Here is an 18,598-nt window from a genome sequence, read left to right on the forward strand (position 1 = left end):
CATGGTAGTGACGTTTATTATTTGGAATGGGGGGAGTAATTTTGGCAGGAATACCACAGGGATTTTGGGCTGGTGAACACCGGATGCTGGCCAGGGTTATTTCGCTGGTAGAAGATGATATGCCCAATAAGGAGGAAGTCCTCCGCGAGTTATATCCGCATACCGGGCGCGCCTATATTTTAGGGATCACCGGTTCACCGGGCGCCGGAAAGAGCTCTCTGGTTGACAGCATTATGCGTGAAATCAGAAAGCGAAACCAAACAGTGGGAGTCATAGCTGTTGATCCGTCAAGCCCCTTCTCCGGCGGCGCGTTTCTTGGTGACCGCATTCGCATGAATGAACATGCCATGGACGAAGGTGTTTTTGTCCGCAGTATGGCTACCAGGGGCAGCCTCGGCGGTTTGGCCAAAACCACTAAAGAAGTGGTAAAGGTAATGGATGCTTTTGGTATAGACTGGATTATAATCGAGACAGTGGGCGTAGGCCAGTCTGAACTCGATATCATGTACATCGCGGACACCACAGTGGTGGTGCTGACCCCGGGCGCCGGCGACAGTATCCAGTCCATGAAGGCCGGCATAATGGAGATAGCGGATGTTTTTGCTATCAACAAATGTGATATGCCCGGCGCCGATACGCTTTCACTGGAAGTAAATTTAATGCTTGACATGCAGGACGACCATATTAAATGGCGCCCTCCGGTCAAATTAACCGCGACCATAAACAAAGGCGAAGGTATCACTGAACTGCTTGAAGCGATCGAAACACACAGAAATTATCTTAATGAAAAAGGCTTCTTTGCCGAAAGGCGCAGGGAAAGGACAAAAAACGAAACGCTGGATATAGTCAATTACCAGTGGCAGCGGCTGGTGCGCGAGGAAGTTAACCGGCCGGGCCGGGTCAGCGAGCTTCTTGAAAAGGTGGCTGTCAGGGAGATCGACCCCTATACAGCCTCAGACAGCATTATTAATTGGATTATCGCTGATCTAAAAAAGGTTTAGTATTTTAATATTACAATGTGTAGGTTTGTAATTGCGTCTTTATAGACGCAATTTTTGTTTTATAATTTTATGGAAAAGAAGTGAAATCAATAAAATTTTTGGGTATAATTTAAAAGAATATAACAGGGAGGAGATGAAAGAGTGAAAATCAATTTTTTAGGGCACGCCGCGTTCTTAATTGAAGGAAGTAAAAATATCTTAATTGATCCATTTTTGACCGGTAATCCAGTGGCGAAAAATAATCCAAAAGACATAAAAGCCGATCTGATTCTGGTTAGCCACGGGCACGGTGACCATTTTGGCGATACATTGTCAATAGCCAAGCAGTCAAAAGGGACAGTGGTTTCCATGAATGAACTGGCTGTTTTCTGCGGGAGTAAAGGTGTAAATACACACGGCTTGCATATAGGCGGCAGCCATGTCTTTGATGGCGTAAAAATAAAACTTACACCCGCCTGGCACGGTTCCGGGTATGATGCTGAATTCCCAATACACCTGGGCACACCGTGCGGTTTCATCATTAATCTTGATGGCAAAACCATTTATCATGCCGGTGATACCGGACTTTTTGGAGACATGGAACTGATCGGCAGGCTGAACAAGATCGACCTGGCCATGCTGCCTATCGGGGACAACTATACCATGGGTCCGGAGGACGCCCTTGAAGCGGTAAAAATGCTCAAACCGGGCCTGGTCATTCCCATGCACTACAACACCTTTCCATTGATAAAACAGGATCCGTTTAAATTCAAATCAGAAGTAGAGTCACAAACAGGTAGTAGAGTTGCTGTGATATCACCCGGCGAAAGCCTGGAATTTTAAAAAAATGAGGTGCTTTTTTGAAAAAGGCAGTTATAGAAACTGAAAAAGGAAATATCGAAATCGAACTTTTTGAGAAAGACGCTCCAAACACGGTAGCAAATTTTGAATCTTTAATTAACAAGGGATTTTATGACGGCCTCATCTTTCACAGGGTGATACCGGGTTTCGTGGCCCAGGGAGGCTGTCCTGAAGGCCGCGGCACAGGCGGTCCGGGTTATACCATTAAATGCGAGATAAATCCCAACAAACACCTGCGCGGCTCGCTTTCAATGGCGCATGCCGGCAGAAACACGGGTGGCAGCCAGTTTTTCATCTGCTATGACGCTTTCCCGCACCTGGACGGAGTACATACCGTCTTTGGCAAAGTGATTAACGGCATGGACGTGGTGGACAAGATAAAGCAGGGTGACAAGATGGTCAAGGTCACCGTCTCTGACGAAGAGTAAACTTCAACCCCGGCTTTACGCCGGGGTTGAAGTTTATTATTATTTGGTACCGGGTACCTAAGTTATTAAGTTGTTAATAATTTTGAAATTTCAATAACTTAGTAACTTAGGTACCCGGTACCTTTGACAAACGGTATGCAAGAATATAATATTACCTTGCAGTTACTATTATTTTCCCCGCGGAGATTGAAATGGAAAGAAACTATGTTGTTTGCGACCTGGAGACAACCGGCCTGAATCCCCAGACAGACAGGATCATTGAGGTAGGCCTGGTCCGTATCCGGCAGGGTGAAATAGTTGACAAATACCATACCATGGTCAACCCGGGTATGCCGCTGCCATTAAAGATCAAAAGGATTACCGGGATTGATGACTACGACCTGGCAGACGCGCCTGCGATTGCTGATGTGATAAGCAATGTGGTTGATTATATAGGCAATGACGCCATAGTAGGACATAATATCAATTTTGATCTCGGCTTTTTGTCTGCCGCGCACGGCCTTCCCTTAAACAACCCTCATTATGATACTGTTGAACTGGCCCGTCTTTTATTGCCCGGTGCGGTCAGTTACCGCCTGGAATCGCTTTGTTCCAAACTTGAAATCGACGCAGGCGGCAGCCACAGGGCACTTAATGACGCGCTGGCCGCGGCCAACCTTATGGTTATGCTGCTGCGGAAAATGCGTGACCTGGACCTGGGTATATTGATCCAGTTGAATAAATTGCTTGGTGAAGCTCATTCGGAATGGAACGGGCCGGCCAGTGAATTAATAAAAGAACTCCTGACAAAGTTCCCGGACAGGAAAATATCACACCTATCTTACCTGCGCCGCGCAGCGGAAAAGGAAAACCAGTATCCCAGGTCCGTAAGAGGACCATCTGCCGGTGAAAAATTAATACTTGAGCAGGAAGATGTGGTGTCGCTCTTAAAAGAAGGCGGGCCGCTGGCGGATGTCCTTCCGGCATACGAATACCGTCCCCAGCAGGAGGCTATGGTTTGCGAGGTTACCCGCGCCCTGAACGAAAGCAAGTTTTTGCTTATGGAAGCAGGGACGGGTGTCGGCAAGTCCATCGCTTACCTGTTGCCGGCGATACTGTGGAGCATAAAAAACAAAGAAAGAGTACTGGTGGCCACTCATACCATCAACCTGCAGGAACAGCTGTGGTTTAAAGATATTCCCATGCTCACTGAAATAATCAAAGATCCTTTCCATGCCGCTCTGGCCAAAGGACGCCAGAACTATATCTGCCTGCGCAGGTGGTTTGGCGCGCTGGACAGCCCGCACCAGCCTGACGAAGCAGCTTTTTTTGCCAGGGTGCTGTTGTGGCTTGGAGTTACCGAAACCGGCGACAGAAGTGAATTGAACACTACCCCGGCAGAAAGCGATATCTGGCTTACTATCTGCGGGGAGACCGAGGGCTGTCTCGGACCGCGCTGTCCGTACCAAAAAGATTGTTTTGTCAGCAAGGCCAGAAAGAACGCTGAAAACGCCGACCTGATTATCACCAATCACTCTCTTCTTTTTTCTGATATCAAGGCTGAAAACAGGGTGCTTCCCTCTTTTGGGCCTTTAGTCATAGACGAGGCGCATCACCTTGAAGAGTCGGCCACTACTCACCTGGGAATACAGTTCAACAAGAAATCATTTAACAGGTGGCTGTGGATCGCAGGCAGGGAGCTGGCCAAACTTTCGGAAAAGGCTCCGCCGGCCGACGGCGCCAAATGGTTCCAGATGCTCAAAACAGCCCAGGAGACAAGGTTGGAATTACTTGAAGCGTCGCGCCTGTTTTTTGAGCAACTTTATGAAATGGTATCAGGCAGCGCCGCCGATACCGATTACGTTTACAGCAGCATCTCTCTCCGGTTGCCATTTACAGGCGAGAGTTTTGAGGTATTCCTGGAAAACGGCAGGCGCTGCGTAAACCTGCTGCGGAACTTTGCCGGGGATATCAAAGCCTGCGCCGGCTTAATGGAAATATGGGCGCTGTCGGAAGAAGCATGGGCGGGTTTGCTGAGGGATACCGCCAGCCTCGGCCTTGCGGGAGAAACCCTGGCGGGTGACCTGCATTTTATTTTAGAAAATATTGACACGAGGTTTGTTTACTGGGCTGATCTGGAGGTCAGTTCACGCGCTGTGAACAGGAACTGCTCTTTAAACGCCGCCCCGGTTGATGTAGGCAGGTTGTTATTTGACCGACTTTTTAATAATAAAGAAACAGTCGTCCTGACTTCTGCTACACTCACTGTCAGCGAGGGGTTCGACCATATAATCGAAAGGACCGGACTAAACTACCTGAGCGGGGAAAGGCTGTTGAAAACCAGTTTTGATTCACCATTTTCTTATGACAGCCAGGCTATGCTTTGCATAAACCGCGATCTGCCGGTGCAGGGTGCGGTGAATGACGATATTTACCTGGAAAAGCTCGAAAACGCTCTCAATAAACTAATCGTGACTGCCGGCGGCAGGACCCTGGTATTGTTCACGTCACACAGAATTCTCCGCGAAGCTTACAGACGGCTGAAACCCCTTTTGGAAATCCATGATATCTGCCTGTTGGGCCACGGTATCGATGGCAGCAGGTCGCGCCTGCTGGAAGAGTTTAGAGGAGAAGGCAGGACAGCTTTATTTGGATCATTAAGCTTCTGGGAAGGAATTGATGTGCCGGGTGATGCCCTGGCCTGCGTTATTATTGTAAAACTTCCCTTTGCATCGCCTTCCGTGCCGGTTATTGAAGCCCGCCTGGAGGACCTTGCCAGCCAGGGTAAGGACGGATTTAAGTTATTAAGCGTGCCCCAGGCAGTAATACGTTTCAAACAGGGTTTTGGCAGGCTGATCAGGAGCAGCAGCGACCATGGCTGCGTGGTTGTCCTGGACGGGAGGGTCCTGAACAAGAGCTATGGCAGGCAATTCCTTATTTCTCTCCCCGTCCGGCGGCACCTCAGGGGAGGAATAGATTTTATCGCCAAAAAGGTCGCCGAGTGGCTGGAAAACAACCAGGACCGCTGTCCGCGATGTTAATATATGGCACAAAAAAAATAGCACATTCAGGCAGGGCCTGAAATAATATATTAACAGCTAACCTAATGAAGGGATGTGATTATCCTTGCGTATATATTTTGTGAGACTTCCGTCATTTTTGAGATCATGGCTGATGAGAATATGGAAGTAATACATTGCGGCAGGCTGTCATAGTCTGCCTTTTTAATTTAAAAAACAAGTAAATAAATTTATGGGTGTAAAATAATTTACTTTTATTATAATGAGCAGTATAATTGTAACGATTTATGGCCCTTTTTGCCGTGCCGTATTACTCCATGTAATATAATATTAACCACTATCATATTCATAGGTATAGCACACTAGACACATCGCTTCAAAAATCTTATAATATCAAGAGGTCTTGGATTATCTGATTTATTAGTCAATTAAAATAATTATGTTTTAATTGATGTTTTTTGGTTTCTTTAAGCTGCGTGAACGTTGCATCACTTGGTTTATAATTTTCGTTATGGAGAATGGCAGGTGAATGGCATCACGTAACAAAAAATAAATATTTTTCAATGCGGCCGTAGTTTTGTGTGAAGATTTGCCCTTTTGGTTAAGATTTTTCTGCAAAGAGGGGTCTATTATGGAGTCAATTAATGTAAATCAGTCAATTACAAAGAATGCGGATTTTATTGAAGAAATAGGTATTGAGAGCGGACAACCTGTTCAAAAATGCTACCAGTGCGGCAAGTGCACCGCCGGCTGCCCGGTGGCCTTCGCCATGGATTATCCGCCGCAACAGGTTATTCGCATGGTCCAGCTCGGCATGAAAGATGAATTGCTGAAGAGCAATACGATCTGGATCTGCGCGTCCTGCTCCACCTGTTCAACCCGCTGCCCGTGTGAAGTGGAGATCGCCCACGTTATGGAAACCCTCCGGATCATGGCCGGAAAAGCAGGCACCGCGCCTGCAGGAAAAGCCAAATATGTGGAGGTAATGTATAACGCACTGCTCAACACAGTAGAAAAATACGGGCGTACCTATGAAGTCGGGTTGGTAATGGAAAACAATTTAAAAAGCGGAAAACTGTTCAACGGCGCGGACATGGGGCTGCCCATGTTCCAGAAAGGCAAACTCCAGCTGATGCCGTCCAAAGTACAGGGCGCGGCTGAAATTGCCCGTATATTTGCCGAAGTGCGCAAAATGGAAGGTGGTGTGAAATGAGATACGCTTACTTTCCGGGATGCAGCTACCACGGTACCGGCAAGGAATACGAGTCATCAACCCAGGCTGTAGCTAAAAAGCTCGGCATGGAACTGGTTACCATACCGGACTGGAGCTGTTGCGGCGCCACCGCGGCACACGGCAAAAGCCACCTCTTAAACGTGGCCCTGCCGGCGCGCAGCCTGGCCATAGCAGAGGGCATGGGCATTGGTCAAGTGACGACAGGATGCGCGGCCTGCTACCAGCAGCTGGCGCATGCCAATAAAAGAATGGTTGAAAACGGCGAAATCAGGGATAAGGTTAACAAGGTAACCGGGAAAGAATACAAGGGAACCCTTAAAGTAAAATCACTGGTTGAAGCAATCGGCACAGTGGATCCTGAAGCTGTTAAAGCCCAGGTTGTCAAACCGCTGACCGGCCTGAAAGTTGCCGCCTATTACGGCTGCCTGCTGGTCCGGCCGCCTGAAGTCACCGGTTTTGACGATCCTGAGAACCCCATGTTTATGGACAATATGATGAAGTTGGCCGGCGCCGAGGCGCTGGACTGGGCCCATAAGACCGAGTGCTGCGGGGCGTCTCTGGGTGTTTCCAACCTGGATATCGCGGTAAAGATGATCAACAAGATCCTTAAAGCCGCGGTGGAGGCCGGCGCGGACTGTATGGTCGTGGCCTGCCCGTTCTGCCATCTCAACCTTGACTGGCACCAGAAGAGTGTGAATAAACAGCTGGGAACATCCTACGACATGCCGGTATTTTATTTTACCGAGCTCTTAGGTTTGGCAATGGGCATCAGCCCGGACGAACTCGGGCTTAAGACGCACTTTACCGACACCCAGAAAGTATTGAGCCTGGTTGGTTAATTATTTCCTTACAGGAGCGATGTATTATGGCAAAGAGGATTGGTCTTTTCGTTTGCTGGTGCGGCTCCAATATCGGAGGTGTAATTGACGTCCCGAAAGTCGTTGAAGAGGCGAAAAATTTTCCGGGAGTCGCTTTTGCCACCGATTACAAATACATGTGTTCGGAGCCTGGCCAGGATACGATAATAAAAGCAATCAAGGAACACAACCTGGACAGGGTGGTCGTGGCCTCATGTTCACCGAGGCTGCACGAACCCACCTTCCGGAAAACCTTAGTCAAGGCCGGCTTAAACCCGTACATGTATGAGATGGCCAATATCCGCGAGCAGTGCACCTGGGTCCACTCTGATGATAAAGAAGGCGCCACCAGGAAAGCGATCGCCCTTATCAAAAGGGCTCTTTCAAAGGTTTCCAAGGTGGAACCTCTGTTTGAATCATATATCCCGGTCACTAAAAAGGCGCTTGTTATCGGCGGCGGTATTGCCGGCATGCAGGTGGCCATAGATATTGCCGACACAGGACACCAGGTCATCCTGGTAGAAAGGGAGCCAACCATCGGCGGGAAAATGGCCATGCTGGACAAGACGTTTCCCACCCTTGACTGCTCCGCCTGAATAAGCACGCCAAAGATGGTTGCTGCGGGTCAGCATCCTAACATTCAGTTAATGACTTATTCTGAAGTAACAGAAGTAAGCGGCTATATCGGCAACTTTGAAGTTACCATCAAACAGAAGCCGCGCTATGTAGACCACAAGGTATGCACAGGCTGCGGCACATGCTGGGAAAAATGCCCCACCAAGGTGCCGAGCCAGTATGACCTGGGTATAGGCACAAGGAAGTGCATTTATATCAACTTCCCGCAGGCTGTACCAGGCAAACCGATCATAGATCCGGAAAACTGCCGCTATTTAAAAACAGGAAAATGCGGCGTCTGCAAGAAAATCTGCCCCACCGGCGCGGTTGATTTTGAGCAGAAAGAAGAAATTATCAAGGAAAAAGTGGGAGCCATCGTGATGGCTACCGGCTTTGACCTATTCAACTGGGAAGAAGCATACGGAGAGTACGGGTACGGCCGCTTTAAAGATGTTATCACCGGCCTGCACTTTGAGCGTATGTCAAACGCCTCGGGCCTGACAGGGGGCAAAATCATACGTCCTTCTGACGGCAAAGAGCCAAAATCGGTTGTATTTATCAAGTGCGTTGGTTCAAGGGACGAGGCCAAAGGCAAGGAGTACTGTTCCCGCGCCTGCTGTATGTACACGGCCAAGCACGCCCACCAGGTCCTCGATAAAATCGAAGGCTCCAGCGCGTATGTATTTTACATGGACGTGCGCACACCGGGCAAGGCCTATGACGAGTTTTACCGTCGCACGGTTGAGGAAGGCGCCCAGTATATCAGGGGCCGGGTCTCAAAAATATACCAGCAGGGTGACAAGCTGATCGTTATGGGAGCCGATACCCTGCTTGGCAGACCGGTTACAGTGGAAGCCGACCTGGTAGTACTGGCCACGGCCATGATCCCGAGCGAAGGGTCGGACAAAATTGCCCAGATGGTCAGCTGCCCGACGGACAAGGACGGTTTCTTCTCAGAAGCCCACCCGAAATTAAGGCCTGTTGAAACAATGACCGGCGGCTTGTTCCTGGCCGGCGCCTGCCAAGGCCCGAGAGACATCCCTGACACGGTGTCCCAGGCCAGCGGCGCGGCGGTTAAGGTTGTGGCCCTGCTGAACAATGACCAACTGGCCACCGACCCGATGATTACCCAGATAGACGAAAAAATGTGCTCCGGTTGTCTTGTCTGCAAGGGCGTTTGTCCCTACAAGGCAATTGAAGAAAAAACCATTACCGAACGTATTGCTGGCAAACCTGTGGAGCGTGTGGTTGCCAGCGTCAACACCGGTCTTTGTCAGGGTTGCGGCAACTGCACGGTGGCATGCCGGGCCGGCGCCGCGAACCTGAAGGGATTCACTAACCAACAAGTGCTTGCGGAGGTGGACGCCCTGTGTCGATAGCGACTGAATATAATCCGATAATAGTTGGTTTTAACTGTAACTGGTGCAGTTACGCGGGCGCCGACCTGGCCGGGGTCAGCCGGATGAAATATCCCGCCAACGTGCGGGTCATCCGTGTTCCATGTTCCGGCCGGGTTAATCCGTCGTTTGTTTTAAGGGCCTTCCAAAAAGGCGCTGACGGCGTACTGGTCTCAGGGTGACACCCGGGGGACTGCCACTATTCTAGTGGCAATTATTTCACACGGAGACGCTACCTGTTGTTAAAGCGGCTGCTTGAATATGTCGGCTTTGAGCCGGGCCGCTTCCAGGCGCGCTGGATATCCGGTTCTGAAGGGGCTAAATTTACCACGACAATCAAGAATATGACGGAAAAAATCAAATCCCTGGGTCCTAATAAAAAGATGAGGGATGATATCGTATGATGGACGTTATTCAGCAGCTGAGGGAGCAGGCTAAAAAGCTCCTGGAAGAGAAAAAAGTTGATTTGGTAATAGGTTTTGGCCAGGGAACGGAGTTAGCCCGGACTACGCCTGTCTTTATAGACAGCCCCGAAGGCGTATCCGCACTGACCTGGGGACCGTTCTGCGCCAACAACCTGGCCAAGTATGTGGCTGATTATAAAAACGCGCCGGGCAATGTCGCTGTCGTGGTTAAAGGCTGCGATTCCAGGTCTCTGATCAGGCTTCTGGACGACAACCAGATCAGCAGGGACAAGGTAGTAGTAATCGGCGTTCCCTGCCCGGGCCAGCTCGAGTGGCAGAAGGTGGCGGCTGAAGTCAAGCCGGGCGCCAGCCTGAAAGAAACAGCCGACAACGGGGAGAGTTTCTCCGTTAAAACTGACGCTGGCGATTACAGCTTCAACAAAAAAGACTACATGCTGCACAGGTGCCTGGTCTGTGAAAATCCGAACCCGGTAGTGTCAGACATTACCATCGGCAAAGAGCTTCCGGTTAAGAACTACGAGGAAAGATTCGCTGAAGTATCGGAACTGGAGCAGAAGAGCACCGAGGATAAAAGTGATTACTGGGACAAGCAGTTCAGCCGTTGCCTGCGCTGTTACGCCTGCCGTAACGTCTGCAGCGTCTGCACCTGCCAGGTCTGCGTGTTTGACCAGATGCTGCCCATGTGGGTCTCGAAGAGGACTAACCTCTCCGAGAACACGGCATTCCATATTACCAGGGCTTTCCACGTGGCTGGCCGCTGCGTTGACTGCGGGGAATGCGACCGTGTCTGCCCAATGGATATACCGCTGCGCAAACTGAACCAGAAGATCCACAAGGATCTTGGAGATTTATTCGATTCTCCGACACCGGGATCAAAACCGGGAATACCTTCGGCGCTGGGCGACTTCTCGCCTGGTGATCCTGAGGAGTTTATGTAAAAGGAGGTGCTGAGCATGGAAGCAAGAGTTGTAAATAAAGGACAACTGCCTGAATTGCTGGATAAACTGGCGAATGACTATGACCTGGTCGCGCCGGTACAGGATGAATCTGTAGTGCTTTTCAGAAAGATATCAGGCGCCAAGGACGCGTTCCTGGAATACACCAATTCAGACGTGTCTCCCAAAGGGTGTTTTCTGCCGCAGAACGAAAAGACATTCAATTACACTTATACGGGAGACTCCATTGAGATCATCAAGCCTGAAGCCGCGAAGAAAGCTGTCCTCTTCGGAGCGCGCCCCTGCGACATCAAGGCGATCACGACGCTTGACCCTGTTTTCGAGGGGGAGAAGTTCGGTGACGAATATTACTCCGCCAAGCGGGAAAACACAGTAATAATCGGTTTGAGCTGTGCAAAGGTCCTCAGCACCTGCTTCTGCTATGCTTTCGAAGGCGGGCCGTGTGACGGGACCGGTGCGGACCTGTTGTTTACTGAGATCGGCGACAAGTATTATGTCGAGGTTTATACTGATAAAGGCAAAGCCCTGGCGGACGCTTACAGCCAGATTTTCAGCAAGGGCGGGGAGCAGCTGGCCAAGGACAAGGAAGAGCTGGCCAAGAAGCTGGCCGGCGAATTTGTCAGGAAAGTCGACCTGACCGGCGTCAAGGAACTGATGGACAACAATTTCGAACTGCCGTACTGGAACGGGGACGACCAGAAGAAGTGTATCGGCTGCGGGACATGCACATATGTATGCCCGACCTGCCACTGCTTCGATATCTTCGACTACCCGACCGGTGACTTTACCGGCGCCCGGCTGCGCTGCTGGGACTCCTGCATGTACCCGGAATACACGCTCATGGCCGGCGGACACAACCCGCGCCCGACCAGGAAAGAGCGTGTGCGCAACCGCTTCATGCACAAGATTAAATACCACCTTGACCGCTATAACATGGTCGGCTGCGTGGGATGCGGCCGCTGTGTCAGGAAGTGCCCGGTCAATATCGACATCACTAAAATTATCAACGACCTGAAGGAGGTGGCGCAGAATGGCTAATAATCCTACTGCTCTGACGCCATATCCAGTGACAATTACCAAAATCGTCGACGAGACCAGCGACGTTAAAACCTTTACCGTGGTGTTTGACGATCAGGATTTAATGGAGAATTTCGGAAACTTACCGGGCCAGGTATGCATGCTGTCTATATTTGGCGAAGGCGAGTCCACCATTTCCATCACATCCGCGCCGACCAGGGGTAAATTCCTCGAGTTCACTGTTAAAAGAGTCGGCCGGCTGACCAACATCCTGCACCAAATGGAAGTGGGCCAGAAGTTCGGCGTCCGCGGACCGTACGGCAACTGGTTCCCCTTCGATATCATGAAAGGCAAGGACCTGTTCTTCGTGGGCGGCGGTTTCGCCCTGGCGCCTATCCGCTCCCTGATCGACTACGCGCTTTCCGATCAACACCGTAGTGAATACGGCAAGGTGGAAATCCTTTACGGATCACGTTCTTATGAAGACCTCTGCTTTAAGGGCGACTTGTTTGAGCGCTGGCCGGGCCTGTCCAATACAGCGGTATATACCACTGTCGACCGCGGGGGTGACAATTGGCAGGGACGCGTAGGACACGTCCCAGGTTACGTGGAAGAAGTAGCCCCCTCACCGGAAAATAAATTCGCCATCATTGCCGGGCCGCCGATCATGATCAAGTTCGCCCTGCCGGTTATGGAAAAGCTGGGCTTTAAGAACGATCAGATCATAACCACCCTGGAAATGAGGATGAAGTGCTGCCTGGGCAAGTGCGGCCGCTGCAACATCGGCTCCAAGTTCGTATGCGTGGACGGGCCGGTATTCAGCCTGGCCCAGCTAAAAGGCATGCCCCAGGAGTATTAAACAGAACAATGCCATAGCAAACCCCCGGGAAACCCCGGGGGTTGTTTTTATATTATGACAGTCCCACTCCGACCATGCCGCCAAGCGCTCCGGCAAAGGCCGTAACGATAAGTTTATATACAACTCCCACTGCGGCCGCGCCTGTCAGGAAGAGTCCTCCCACCAGCCAGATTACAAAGAAGAAAACTATACCTACAGCGGCGCCGTGATAAATACCCAGGCGGCCTGCATTTTTACCGGCGCTGACAGAACCAAAGAACGAGCTGGCGGCGAGGATCGAAACGGCCAACCATGGAACAGCGTGGTCAGTTATTGATGTAAAATGATAGACCAGGCCGGCGGCCAGACTGAAGATAAGTGACAGCGCCAGGGTTACTGCTGTGCCCCGTATAACAGAGAGCGAATTAATGTTGAGCATAAAATTATCCTTATTTACCAAAGGCATTGCATCACCTCCAGAAACTATTTATAATTATTTTTATGTAACTGGTTGTTTAATATAACTTAAATCTAAACAAACCGACAGGATTAACAAAACTCTTAAAACAATCTGACAGGATTAACAGGATTAAAAACAGATTAAGATAACAAAAATACTAAAATAAACCCATATTTTAAATTTATAAGAATAATTAATCCTGTAAATCTTTAATAATCCTGTAAATCCTGTCAATATGTTTTCCTGAAAAAAAGAACTGCAGATAATGCATCAGTTTGTTTTATTACTTAACTTGTCATATTTTTTTAATTTATTATTAGTAGTATTTACCTTGTTTTTTTTACCGGCTGCGGTATTATCATCAACAAAGTCATGTTCCCATTCGCCGTCCAGGTTAACCATCGTCGCAGACCCGGTTTTTTCCCTGACAAAGCTGCCGCCCTTTTCAAATTTATCCAATCACGAAAACCTCCTTTGTGATAGTATGAAAATGACCTGGTTTTCTTATGCTTAATTGCCACAGAGAATATCGATTTTAAGCAGGGGTAAAATGATATTAGCAGGGAAGGAGTGTACTGATGGATAAAATAACTTTACATGTTGAGGGAATGAGCTGCGGACACTGCAAGGCCGCTGTTGAAAAAGCGCTGAAGGAGCTGGCCGGGGTCCTGGGAGCTGAAGCTGATGTAGCTGCAAAAACAGTTGCGGTAACCTACGATCCAGGTAAGGTAGGCAGGGACGACCTCGCGGGAGCTGTTGCCGGCGCGGGCTATGAAGTTAAAGATTGAGGTTTGAATAGAATGTACGAAATTACAGTGCGGACCCGCTTTGCCGCGGCACATTATTTAAAAGACTACGACGGCCCCTGTGCCAGGCTGCACGGCCATACCTGGCATATTGAGGCGACCTTCAGGGGAAACATGCTTGACAGCAAAGGGATGCTGCTCGACTTTGGAGAAGTTAAAAGAAAAATCAAGGCCATTGTGGATGAACTGGACCACAACACCCTGAACGAAGTAGAACCTTTTTGCGGCAGCAGTGAAAATAACCCGACCGTGGAAAACCTGGCCAGGTACATTTATTACCGTTTGAAAGGCCAGGGTGACGGCCATGACCAGGCTGCTAAAATTTCCCGCGTGCGTGTCTGGGAATCGCCTGATACTTCAGCGACCTATGCGGAGGTATGAGGAGGTATGACATGAAGAGCATCGTGCTTTTGTCCGGCGGGCTCGATTCCGCTGTTTCCCTGGTCCAGGCCATAAAAGAAACAGAAGTCTTATTGTGTCTCACCTTTGATTACGGCCAGCGCTCCGCGCAAAAAGAAAGGGAATCTGCCGCTTTTCTGGCTGCCTATTATAAAGTTAAGCACAGGCTGGTGAAACTGGGTTTTCTGGAAAACATTACAAAGACCGCACTGGTTGCAGCCGCTGCGGATATCCCAGAACCGGAACAGGTCGATCTTGATGATTACAATAAATCCAAAGCAGCGGCCGCAGCAGTCTGGGTGCCGAACAGGAACGGACTGTTTATCAATATCGCGGCAGCTTTCGCTGAAGCTAACGGCTGTGAAATTATAGTCGCTGGTTTTAACCGCGAGGAAGCTGCGACTTTCCCGGACAACAGCGTGGAATTTGTTAACGCGGCAAACAGCGCGCTTAGTTATTCCACATTAAATAAAGTCAAACTGGTAAGTTACACGCAGCCGCTTGATAAAATAGAAATTATCAAACAGGGCATGAAAGAAGGACTTCCTTTTCAGCATATCTGGAGCTGCTACAGGGGCGAAGATAAAATGTGCGGACGCTGCGAAAGCTGCCGGCGCTTTCAGAGAGCCGCGAAAGCGGCAGGCCTTGCCGGGGACTTTTTTATCAATTCATAATTTTATATGCGGAGGATTAAGGGTGAAGAAGCGCTTTACCAGTGAAATTATAAAATATGACGGGACCCAGCTGGGTTCGCTGTGGGCTTTTCGCAATTTTGGCCTGCAGGGTGACAGCATCGTTTCTTTTCAGGGGCCGTGCCAGGTTAACCTTTCAGAAATGGTCGACCTGGCGGACGTGCGCGATAATTCCCCCATTTACAGTGAAAACATGCTGCATTTTATAATTGAGCACTTTGACCTGGACCTGGAAAAGACCATTGTAAGACAGAGGCTTTTGATGGCCATCATTAAAGACACGTTGCAGCAATTCACCGGGGTGGCCCTGCGCCGGTCCGGCGATGATCTGTACCATGAAGATAAAAAATTATCAGTATCCATTGCAACTCTGACGCCGGTTTCCACCATGATCCATACCGGTTTGAACATATTAAGCGACAATGTGCCCGTACCCGCAGTCGGCCTGGCTGACCTTGGGCTGACTGAACAAGACGCGCCGGGATTAGGAGCTGCCATATGTGATTTGTACACCAGGGAGTGCTCGGACATCCGGATGGCCCGCTGCAAAGTGCGGGGAGTGAAATGACATGAGATATCCTGTTACTGAGATCTTTTCCTCAATACAGGGCGAAGGGCTGCTGGTGGGATGCCGCCAGGTTTTCATAAGGATGCATGGCTGCAACCTCAGCTGTGCTTACTGTGATACTATAACAGGTGAATTTCCGGCGTGCTGCCGCGTTGAGGCAACACCCGGCAAAAGTGATTTTAAACTGATCGCAAACCCCCTCGGCGCCGCTGATATAGCCGAAGCGACAGCGTCTCTTGATCTTTCCCGCCACCATTCAGTCAGCCTGACCGGCGGAGAGCCGCTTCTTTACCCGTCCCTGGTCAAAGAACTTACCCCCTTGATCAAGGGAACCAGGCAAGGCATATACCTGGAAACAAACGGGACACTGCCGGACTCCCTGGCTGAAGTAATTGACTGCGTCGACATGGTAGCGATGGATTTTAAACTTCCCGCTATGACCGGGTGCGCCCCCCTCTGGGAAACGCACAGGCGTTTTTTAAAAACAGCTGCCTCTAAATATACATTTGTAAAGATCGTGGCGGGAGACAAAACCCCCCCGGAAGAGGTTATAACAGCCGCTGAGCTGATAAAAGACACTGCCCCTGGTGTACCCCTGGTCATCCAGCCGGTAAGCGCCGGAGGGAACATAATGGCAGTTGCAGCCAAACACTTGCTTGAGCTGCAGGAACTGGCGTTAAGCATAATCGATGACGTGCGCGTAATACCCCAGACGCACAAGATAATGGGCTTTTTATAAACTGTAAATTCCCCCAAGGGGAGAGGATGATGATATGTTCGACGAGCAAAAGATTAAACAAGCGGTAAGATTAATTCTGGAAGCGATTGGCGAGGACCCCGAAAGGGAAGGCCTTATAGAAACACCGGCCAGGGTTGCCAGGATGTACTCTGAAATATTTCAGGGGCTGCGTGAAGACCCTGAGGTGCACTTGGAAAAAGTATTTTCCGAACAGCATAATGAAATGGTAATTGTCAAAGACATTCCTTTATATTCGATGTGCGAGCACCACCTGCTGCCTTTTTACGGCAAAGCGCACGTGGCTTACATACCCCGCAAGGGAAATGTTACCGGCCTGTCGAAACTGGCCAGGGTCGTGGAAGGTTACGCCAGGCGGCCTCAGCTGCAGGAGCGCCTCACATCGCAGATCGCCGACAGTATCATGAACCGGTTAAATGCATACGGTGTCCTGGTGGTAATTGAAGCGGAGCATATGTGCATGACCTTCCGCGGAATTAAAAAGCCCGGATCAAAAACTGTAACATCAGCGGTCAGAGGCGGTTTTCAGAAAAATGAAGCCACCAGGGCCGAGGCCTTTTCTTTGATAAAAGGTTAAGAGTTTTACAGCCGCGCTGATATCTGAATAAATTCCAGCTGGAGGTGGACAATTCTAAATATGGCCGATAATGAACATCCAGAGGAAGGAAAACTCGAGCTTATCGCTTCAAAAAGTTTCAAATCTTATGACGAGATGTACAGGGTGGTAGACTTTTTAAATAAAACACTGAAAGATAAAAAAGTTATTTTCGGGCTGACCAAAGACAAGTCAAATGATACTATGAGTATTTCCGTCTATGAAATTTAATGGAGAAGCCTTATGCGAATACTAATCAGCAATGACGACGGCATCCAGGCGGACGGCCTGAACGAATTGAGAAAATCCCTGCAGGACCAGCACCAGGTCTTTGTAGTGGCGCCGGATCGCGAAAGAAGCGCCACCGGACACAAAATCACAGTTTACAGGCCTCTAAGGGTTAAGGAATGGACTTACCCCGGCTCCTGCACTGTCGGTTGGGAAGTTGACGGCACGCCCGCAGACTGCGTCAAATTGGGCCTGGAGGCCCTGCTGCCGGAACCGCCTGACCTTGTTATATCAGGGATAAATTTTGGACCGAACCTCGGCACGGACGTGCTTTATTCAGGTACGGTTTCCGCCGCTGTTGAAGGGATCATCAACGACATTCCTTCCATAGCGATCTCCCTGGCCAGCCGTGATTACAACGATTTTACGTTTTCAGGAAAACTAATCAAGAAGATTGTTGCGGTACTGTCCGGCGAACTCGGGCCGCGAACCCTTTTAAATATTAACACGCCCCCCTGTGAACCAAGGGGCATAAGGGTAACCAGGCTCGGCCACAGGCGGTATGTTAATATTTTTGATAAGAGGACCGACCCCAGAGGCAGGGTTTATTTCTGGATGGCCGGTGAACCTTTTGACTCGGATATAGATGATCCGGAGACGGACGTATGGGCTGTCCGGGAAGGCTATGTTGCGATTACTCCAATCCATTTTGACCTTACAGACTACGGCTTCATGGATAAGCTGAAAAACATATGCAAAAAATTAGAGGGCTAGCCCCCTTTAGAATAATTTTATCTGCTTATAAACATTATCACAAGATTAACAGGACCATCAGGATTAACAAGATTATTTAATTAATCATAATGACTTGAAAACAGCCAAAATTATTTTGCCCTGATCATAAAAAAGGAAGGGGCACATGATGAACCACCTTAAACACCTTCAAGATGCATTAGAAAGTCCAGAGAAATTAGCAGAATTAAGACCAAAAGAAACGTTAAATAAAATTGGTTTGGGTGAGCACGATGTTTTCTGCGACATTGGAGCAGGGACGGGTATTTTTACAATTCCCGCGGCCCAAATAACTAAAAATTTGGTTTATGCTTTGGAAATAAAAGATGAGTTCCTGGAAATTATTAAAGAAAAGGCAGTGGACCAGAATCTGCTTAATATTAAAACCATGAAAGTTACAGGCAACAGTTTTGATATTGAAAATGGTTCGGTGGATTTTATAATTTTAGTTACCGTCTTACATGAAATCGAAAATAAAACTGCTTTTTTAGCTGAAGTAAAAAGAATTATGAAGAGTACAGCTAAACTTTCAATCATAGAACTTCATAAAAATACTCTCATAGGACCTCCGAACGCACCTCGCCTTGATCTGGGTGAGGTTGCCGCAATATGCAGGGGGGCTGGATTTACCCTGATAAAGGAATTTAATTTAGGCAGCAATTACTATTGTGTTGTATTAAATGCCTGAAATTTA

The 18,598-nt window shown here is 49.1% G+C and carries 22 protein-coding genes; 20 read left to right on the forward strand and 2 right to left on the reverse strand.

Features of this window, described 5'->3' with window-relative positions:
* Positions 1 to 41 precede the first annotated feature (41 nt).
* The 11 genes from meaB to ACOBQJ_RS00605 all read left to right on the forward strand — a co-directional run bounded on the left by meaB (position 42) and on the right by ACOBQJ_RS00605 (position 12,628).
* The gene (gene meaB / locus ACOBQJ_RS00555; protein ID WP_421069761.1) at positions 42 to 1,001 is read left to right on the forward strand and encodes a methylmalonyl Co-A mutase-associated GTPase MeaB; all 960 of its coding nucleotides are present in this window, start codon (positions 42 to 44) and stop codon (positions 999 to 1,001) included.
* A gap of 141 nt (positions 1,002 to 1,142) precedes the next feature.
* On the forward strand, positions 1,143 to 1,823 hold the full coding sequence (locus ACOBQJ_RS00560; protein ID WP_421069762.1) for a metal-dependent hydrolase: 681 nt from the start codon (positions 1,143 to 1,145) through the stop codon (positions 1,821 to 1,823).
* 17 nt (positions 1,824 to 1,840) lie between these two features.
* Positions 1,841 to 2,269, forward strand: coding sequence for a peptidylprolyl isomerase (locus ACOBQJ_RS00565; RefSeq protein WP_421069763.1), 429 nt, complete (start codon positions 1,841 to 1,843; stop codon positions 2,267 to 2,269).
* 191 nt (positions 2,270 to 2,460) lie between these two features.
* The gene (locus ACOBQJ_RS00570) at positions 2,461 to 5,289 is read left to right on the forward strand and encodes a helicase C-terminal domain-containing protein (RefSeq protein WP_421069764.1); all 2,829 of its coding nucleotides are present in this window, start codon (positions 2,461 to 2,463) and stop codon (positions 5,287 to 5,289) included.
* Between the two features lie 610 nt (positions 5,290 to 5,899).
* Positions 5,900 to 6,481, forward strand: coding sequence for a 4Fe-4S dicluster domain-containing protein (locus ACOBQJ_RS00575; protein ID WP_421069765.1), 582 nt, complete (start codon positions 5,900 to 5,902; stop codon positions 6,479 to 6,481).
* The gene (locus ACOBQJ_RS00580; protein ID WP_421069766.1) at positions 6,478 to 7,341 is read left to right on the forward strand and encodes a CoB--CoM heterodisulfide reductase iron-sulfur subunit B family protein; all 864 of its coding nucleotides are present in this window, start codon (positions 6,478 to 6,480) and stop codon (positions 7,339 to 7,341) included. The genes ACOBQJ_RS00575 and ACOBQJ_RS00580 overlap by 4 nt, the downstream gene beginning before the upstream one ends.
* 26 nt (positions 7,342 to 7,367) lie before the next feature.
* A complete protein-coding gene (locus tag ACOBQJ_RS00585) occupies positions 7,368 to 9,353 on the forward strand; it encodes a 4Fe-4S binding protein (protein WP_421069767.1) in 1,986 nt (661 codons plus the stop codon).
* On the forward strand, positions 9,344 to 9,775 hold the full coding sequence (locus tag ACOBQJ_RS00590) for a hydrogenase iron-sulfur subunit (protein ID WP_421069768.1): 432 nt from the start codon (positions 9,344 to 9,346) through the stop codon (positions 9,773 to 9,775). Before ACOBQJ_RS00585 ends, ACOBQJ_RS00590 begins: the two co-directional genes overlap by 10 nt.
* Entirely contained in the window at positions 9,772 to 10,734 is a 963-nt protein-coding gene (locus tag ACOBQJ_RS00595) for a Coenzyme F420 hydrogenase/dehydrogenase, beta subunit C-terminal domain (RefSeq protein ID WP_421069769.1), read from the forward strand. Before ACOBQJ_RS00590 ends, ACOBQJ_RS00595 begins: the two co-directional genes overlap by 4 nt.
* 15 nt (positions 10,735 to 10,749) lie before the next feature.
* Entirely contained in the window at positions 10,750 to 11,790 is a 1,041-nt protein-coding gene (locus ACOBQJ_RS00600; protein ID WP_421069770.1) for a 4Fe-4S dicluster domain-containing protein, read from the forward strand.
* Positions 11,783 to 12,628: an FAD/NAD(P)-binding protein gene (locus tag ACOBQJ_RS00605; RefSeq protein WP_421069771.1), complete on the forward strand. Its 846-nt coding sequence runs from the start codon at positions 11,783 to 11,785 to the stop codon at positions 12,626 to 12,628. Before ACOBQJ_RS00600 ends, ACOBQJ_RS00605 begins: the two co-directional genes overlap by 8 nt.
* A 52-nt stretch (positions 12,629 to 12,680) precedes the next feature.
* On the opposite strand, the gene ACOBQJ_RS00610 is transcribed toward ACOBQJ_RS00605, so the two are convergent.
* The gene (locus ACOBQJ_RS00610) at positions 12,681 to 13,073 is read right to left on the reverse strand and encodes a TIGR04086 family membrane protein (protein WP_421069772.1); all 393 of its coding nucleotides are present in this window, start codon (positions 13,071 to 13,073) and stop codon (positions 12,681 to 12,683) included.
* Between the two features lie 264 nt (positions 13,074 to 13,337).
* Complete coding sequence (locus tag ACOBQJ_RS00615; protein ID WP_421069773.1) at positions 13,338 to 13,526, reverse strand: hypothetical protein; 189 nt, start codon at positions 13,524 to 13,526, stop codon at positions 13,338 to 13,340.
* Between the two features lie 119 nt (positions 13,527 to 13,645).
* On the opposite strand from ACOBQJ_RS00615, the gene ACOBQJ_RS00620 reads away from it, so the two are divergent.
* The 9 genes from ACOBQJ_RS00620 (at position 13,646) to ACOBQJ_RS00660 (ending at position 18,592) form a co-directional block, all read left to right on the forward strand.
* Positions 13,646 to 13,855 (forward strand): heavy-metal-associated domain-containing protein, encoded by a 210-nt coding sequence (locus ACOBQJ_RS00620; protein ID WP_421069774.1) that lies wholly within the window; start codon positions 13,646 to 13,648, stop codon positions 13,853 to 13,855.
* Positions 13,856 to 13,867: 12 nt separating this feature from the next.
* On the forward strand, positions 13,868 to 14,254 hold the full coding sequence (gene queD / locus ACOBQJ_RS00625) for a 6-carboxytetrahydropterin synthase QueD (protein ID WP_421069775.1): 387 nt from the start codon (positions 13,868 to 13,870) through the stop codon (positions 14,252 to 14,254).
* Positions 14,255 to 14,265: 11 nt separating this feature from the next.
* The gene (gene queC, locus ACOBQJ_RS00630) at positions 14,266 to 14,946 is read left to right on the forward strand and encodes a 7-cyano-7-deazaguanine synthase QueC (RefSeq protein WP_421069776.1); all 681 of its coding nucleotides are present in this window, start codon (positions 14,266 to 14,268) and stop codon (positions 14,944 to 14,946) included.
* Positions 14,947 to 14,968: 22 nt separating this feature from the next.
* Entirely contained in the window at positions 14,969 to 15,532 is a 564-nt protein-coding gene (locus ACOBQJ_RS00635; RefSeq protein ID WP_421069777.1) for a DUF366 family protein, read from the forward strand.
* Position 15,533: 1 nt separating this feature from the next.
* On the forward strand, positions 15,534 to 16,271 hold the full coding sequence (locus ACOBQJ_RS00640) for a 7-carboxy-7-deazaguanine synthase QueE (protein WP_421069778.1): 738 nt from the start codon (positions 15,534 to 15,536) through the stop codon (positions 16,269 to 16,271).
* Positions 16,272 to 16,305: 34 nt separating this feature from the next.
* Positions 16,306 to 16,866 (forward strand): GTP cyclohydrolase I FolE, encoded by a 561-nt coding sequence (gene folE, locus ACOBQJ_RS00645; protein WP_421069779.1) that lies wholly within the window; start codon positions 16,306 to 16,308, stop codon positions 16,864 to 16,866.
* Between the two features lie 60 nt (positions 16,867 to 16,926).
* Positions 16,927 to 17,115 (forward strand): YpmA family protein, encoded by a 189-nt coding sequence (locus tag ACOBQJ_RS00650; RefSeq protein ID WP_421069780.1) that lies wholly within the window; start codon positions 16,927 to 16,929, stop codon positions 17,113 to 17,115.
* 12 nt (positions 17,116 to 17,127) lie between these two features.
* Positions 17,128 to 17,886: a 5'/3'-nucleotidase SurE gene (gene surE, locus ACOBQJ_RS00655; RefSeq protein ID WP_421069781.1), complete on the forward strand. Its 759-nt coding sequence runs from the start codon at positions 17,128 to 17,130 to the stop codon at positions 17,884 to 17,886.
* A gap of 145 nt (positions 17,887 to 18,031) precedes the next feature.
* The gene (locus ACOBQJ_RS00660) at positions 18,032 to 18,592 is read left to right on the forward strand and encodes a class I SAM-dependent methyltransferase (protein WP_421069782.1); all 561 of its coding nucleotides are present in this window, start codon (positions 18,032 to 18,034) and stop codon (positions 18,590 to 18,592) included.
* Positions 18,593 to 18,598: the final 6 nt, after the last annotated feature.

Source organism: Pelotomaculum propionicicum (assembly GCF_048984525.1).
GTDB classification, from domain to species: domain Bacteria; phylum Bacillota; class Desulfotomaculia; order Desulfotomaculales; family Pelotomaculaceae; genus Syntrophopropionicum; species Syntrophopropionicum propionicicum_A.

Bases quoted from the DNA above. Each gene is read 5' to 3' on its own strand.
- ACOBQJ_RS00570 (WP_421069764.1), top strand. From the start codon at position 2,461: ATGGAAAGAAACTATGTTGTTTGCGACCTGGAGACAACCGGCCTGAAT.
- ACOBQJ_RS00575 (WP_421069765.1), top strand. From the start codon at position 5,900: ATGGAGTCAATTAATGTAAATCAGTCAATTACAAAGAATGCGGATTTT.
- ACOBQJ_RS00580 (WP_421069766.1), top strand. From the start codon at position 6,478: ATGAGATACGCTTACTTTCCGGGATGCAGCTACCACGGTACCGGCAAG.
- ACOBQJ_RS00595 (WP_421069769.1), top strand. From the start codon at position 9,772: ATGATGGACGTTATTCAGCAGCTGAGGGAGCAGGCTAAAAAGCTCCTG.
- ACOBQJ_RS00600 (WP_421069770.1), top strand. From the start codon at position 10,750: ATGGAAGCAAGAGTTGTAAATAAAGGACAACTGCCTGAATTGCTGGAT.
- ACOBQJ_RS00605 (WP_421069771.1), top strand. From the start codon at position 11,783: ATGGCTAATAATCCTACTGCTCTGACGCCATATCCAGTGACAATTACC.
- ACOBQJ_RS00610 (WP_421069772.1), bottom strand. From the start codon at position 13,073: ATGCCTTTGGTAAATAAGGATAATTTTATGCTCAACATTAATTCGCTC.
- ACOBQJ_RS00620 (WP_421069774.1), top strand. From the start codon at position 13,646: ATGGATAAAATAACTTTACATGTTGAGGGAATGAGCTGCGGACACTGC.
- queD (WP_421069775.1), top strand. From the start codon at position 13,868: ATGTACGAAATTACAGTGCGGACCCGCTTTGCCGCGGCACATTATTTA.
- queC (WP_421069776.1), top strand. From the start codon at position 14,266: ATGAAGAGCATCGTGCTTTTGTCCGGCGGGCTCGATTCCGCTGTTTCC.
- ACOBQJ_RS00640 (WP_421069778.1), top strand. From the start codon at position 15,534: ATGAGATATCCTGTTACTGAGATCTTTTCCTCAATACAGGGCGAAGGG.
- folE (WP_421069779.1), top strand. From the start codon at position 16,306: ATGTTCGACGAGCAAAAGATTAAACAAGCGGTAAGATTAATTCTGGAA.
- ACOBQJ_RS00650 (WP_421069780.1), top strand. From the start codon at position 16,927: ATGGCCGATAATGAACATCCAGAGGAAGGAAAACTCGAGCTTATCGCT.
- surE (WP_421069781.1), top strand. From the start codon at position 17,128: ATGCGAATACTAATCAGCAATGACGACGGCATCCAGGCGGACGGCCTG.
- ACOBQJ_RS00660 (WP_421069782.1), top strand. From the start codon at position 18,032: ATGATGAACCACCTTAAACACCTTCAAGATGCATTAGAAAGTCCAGAG.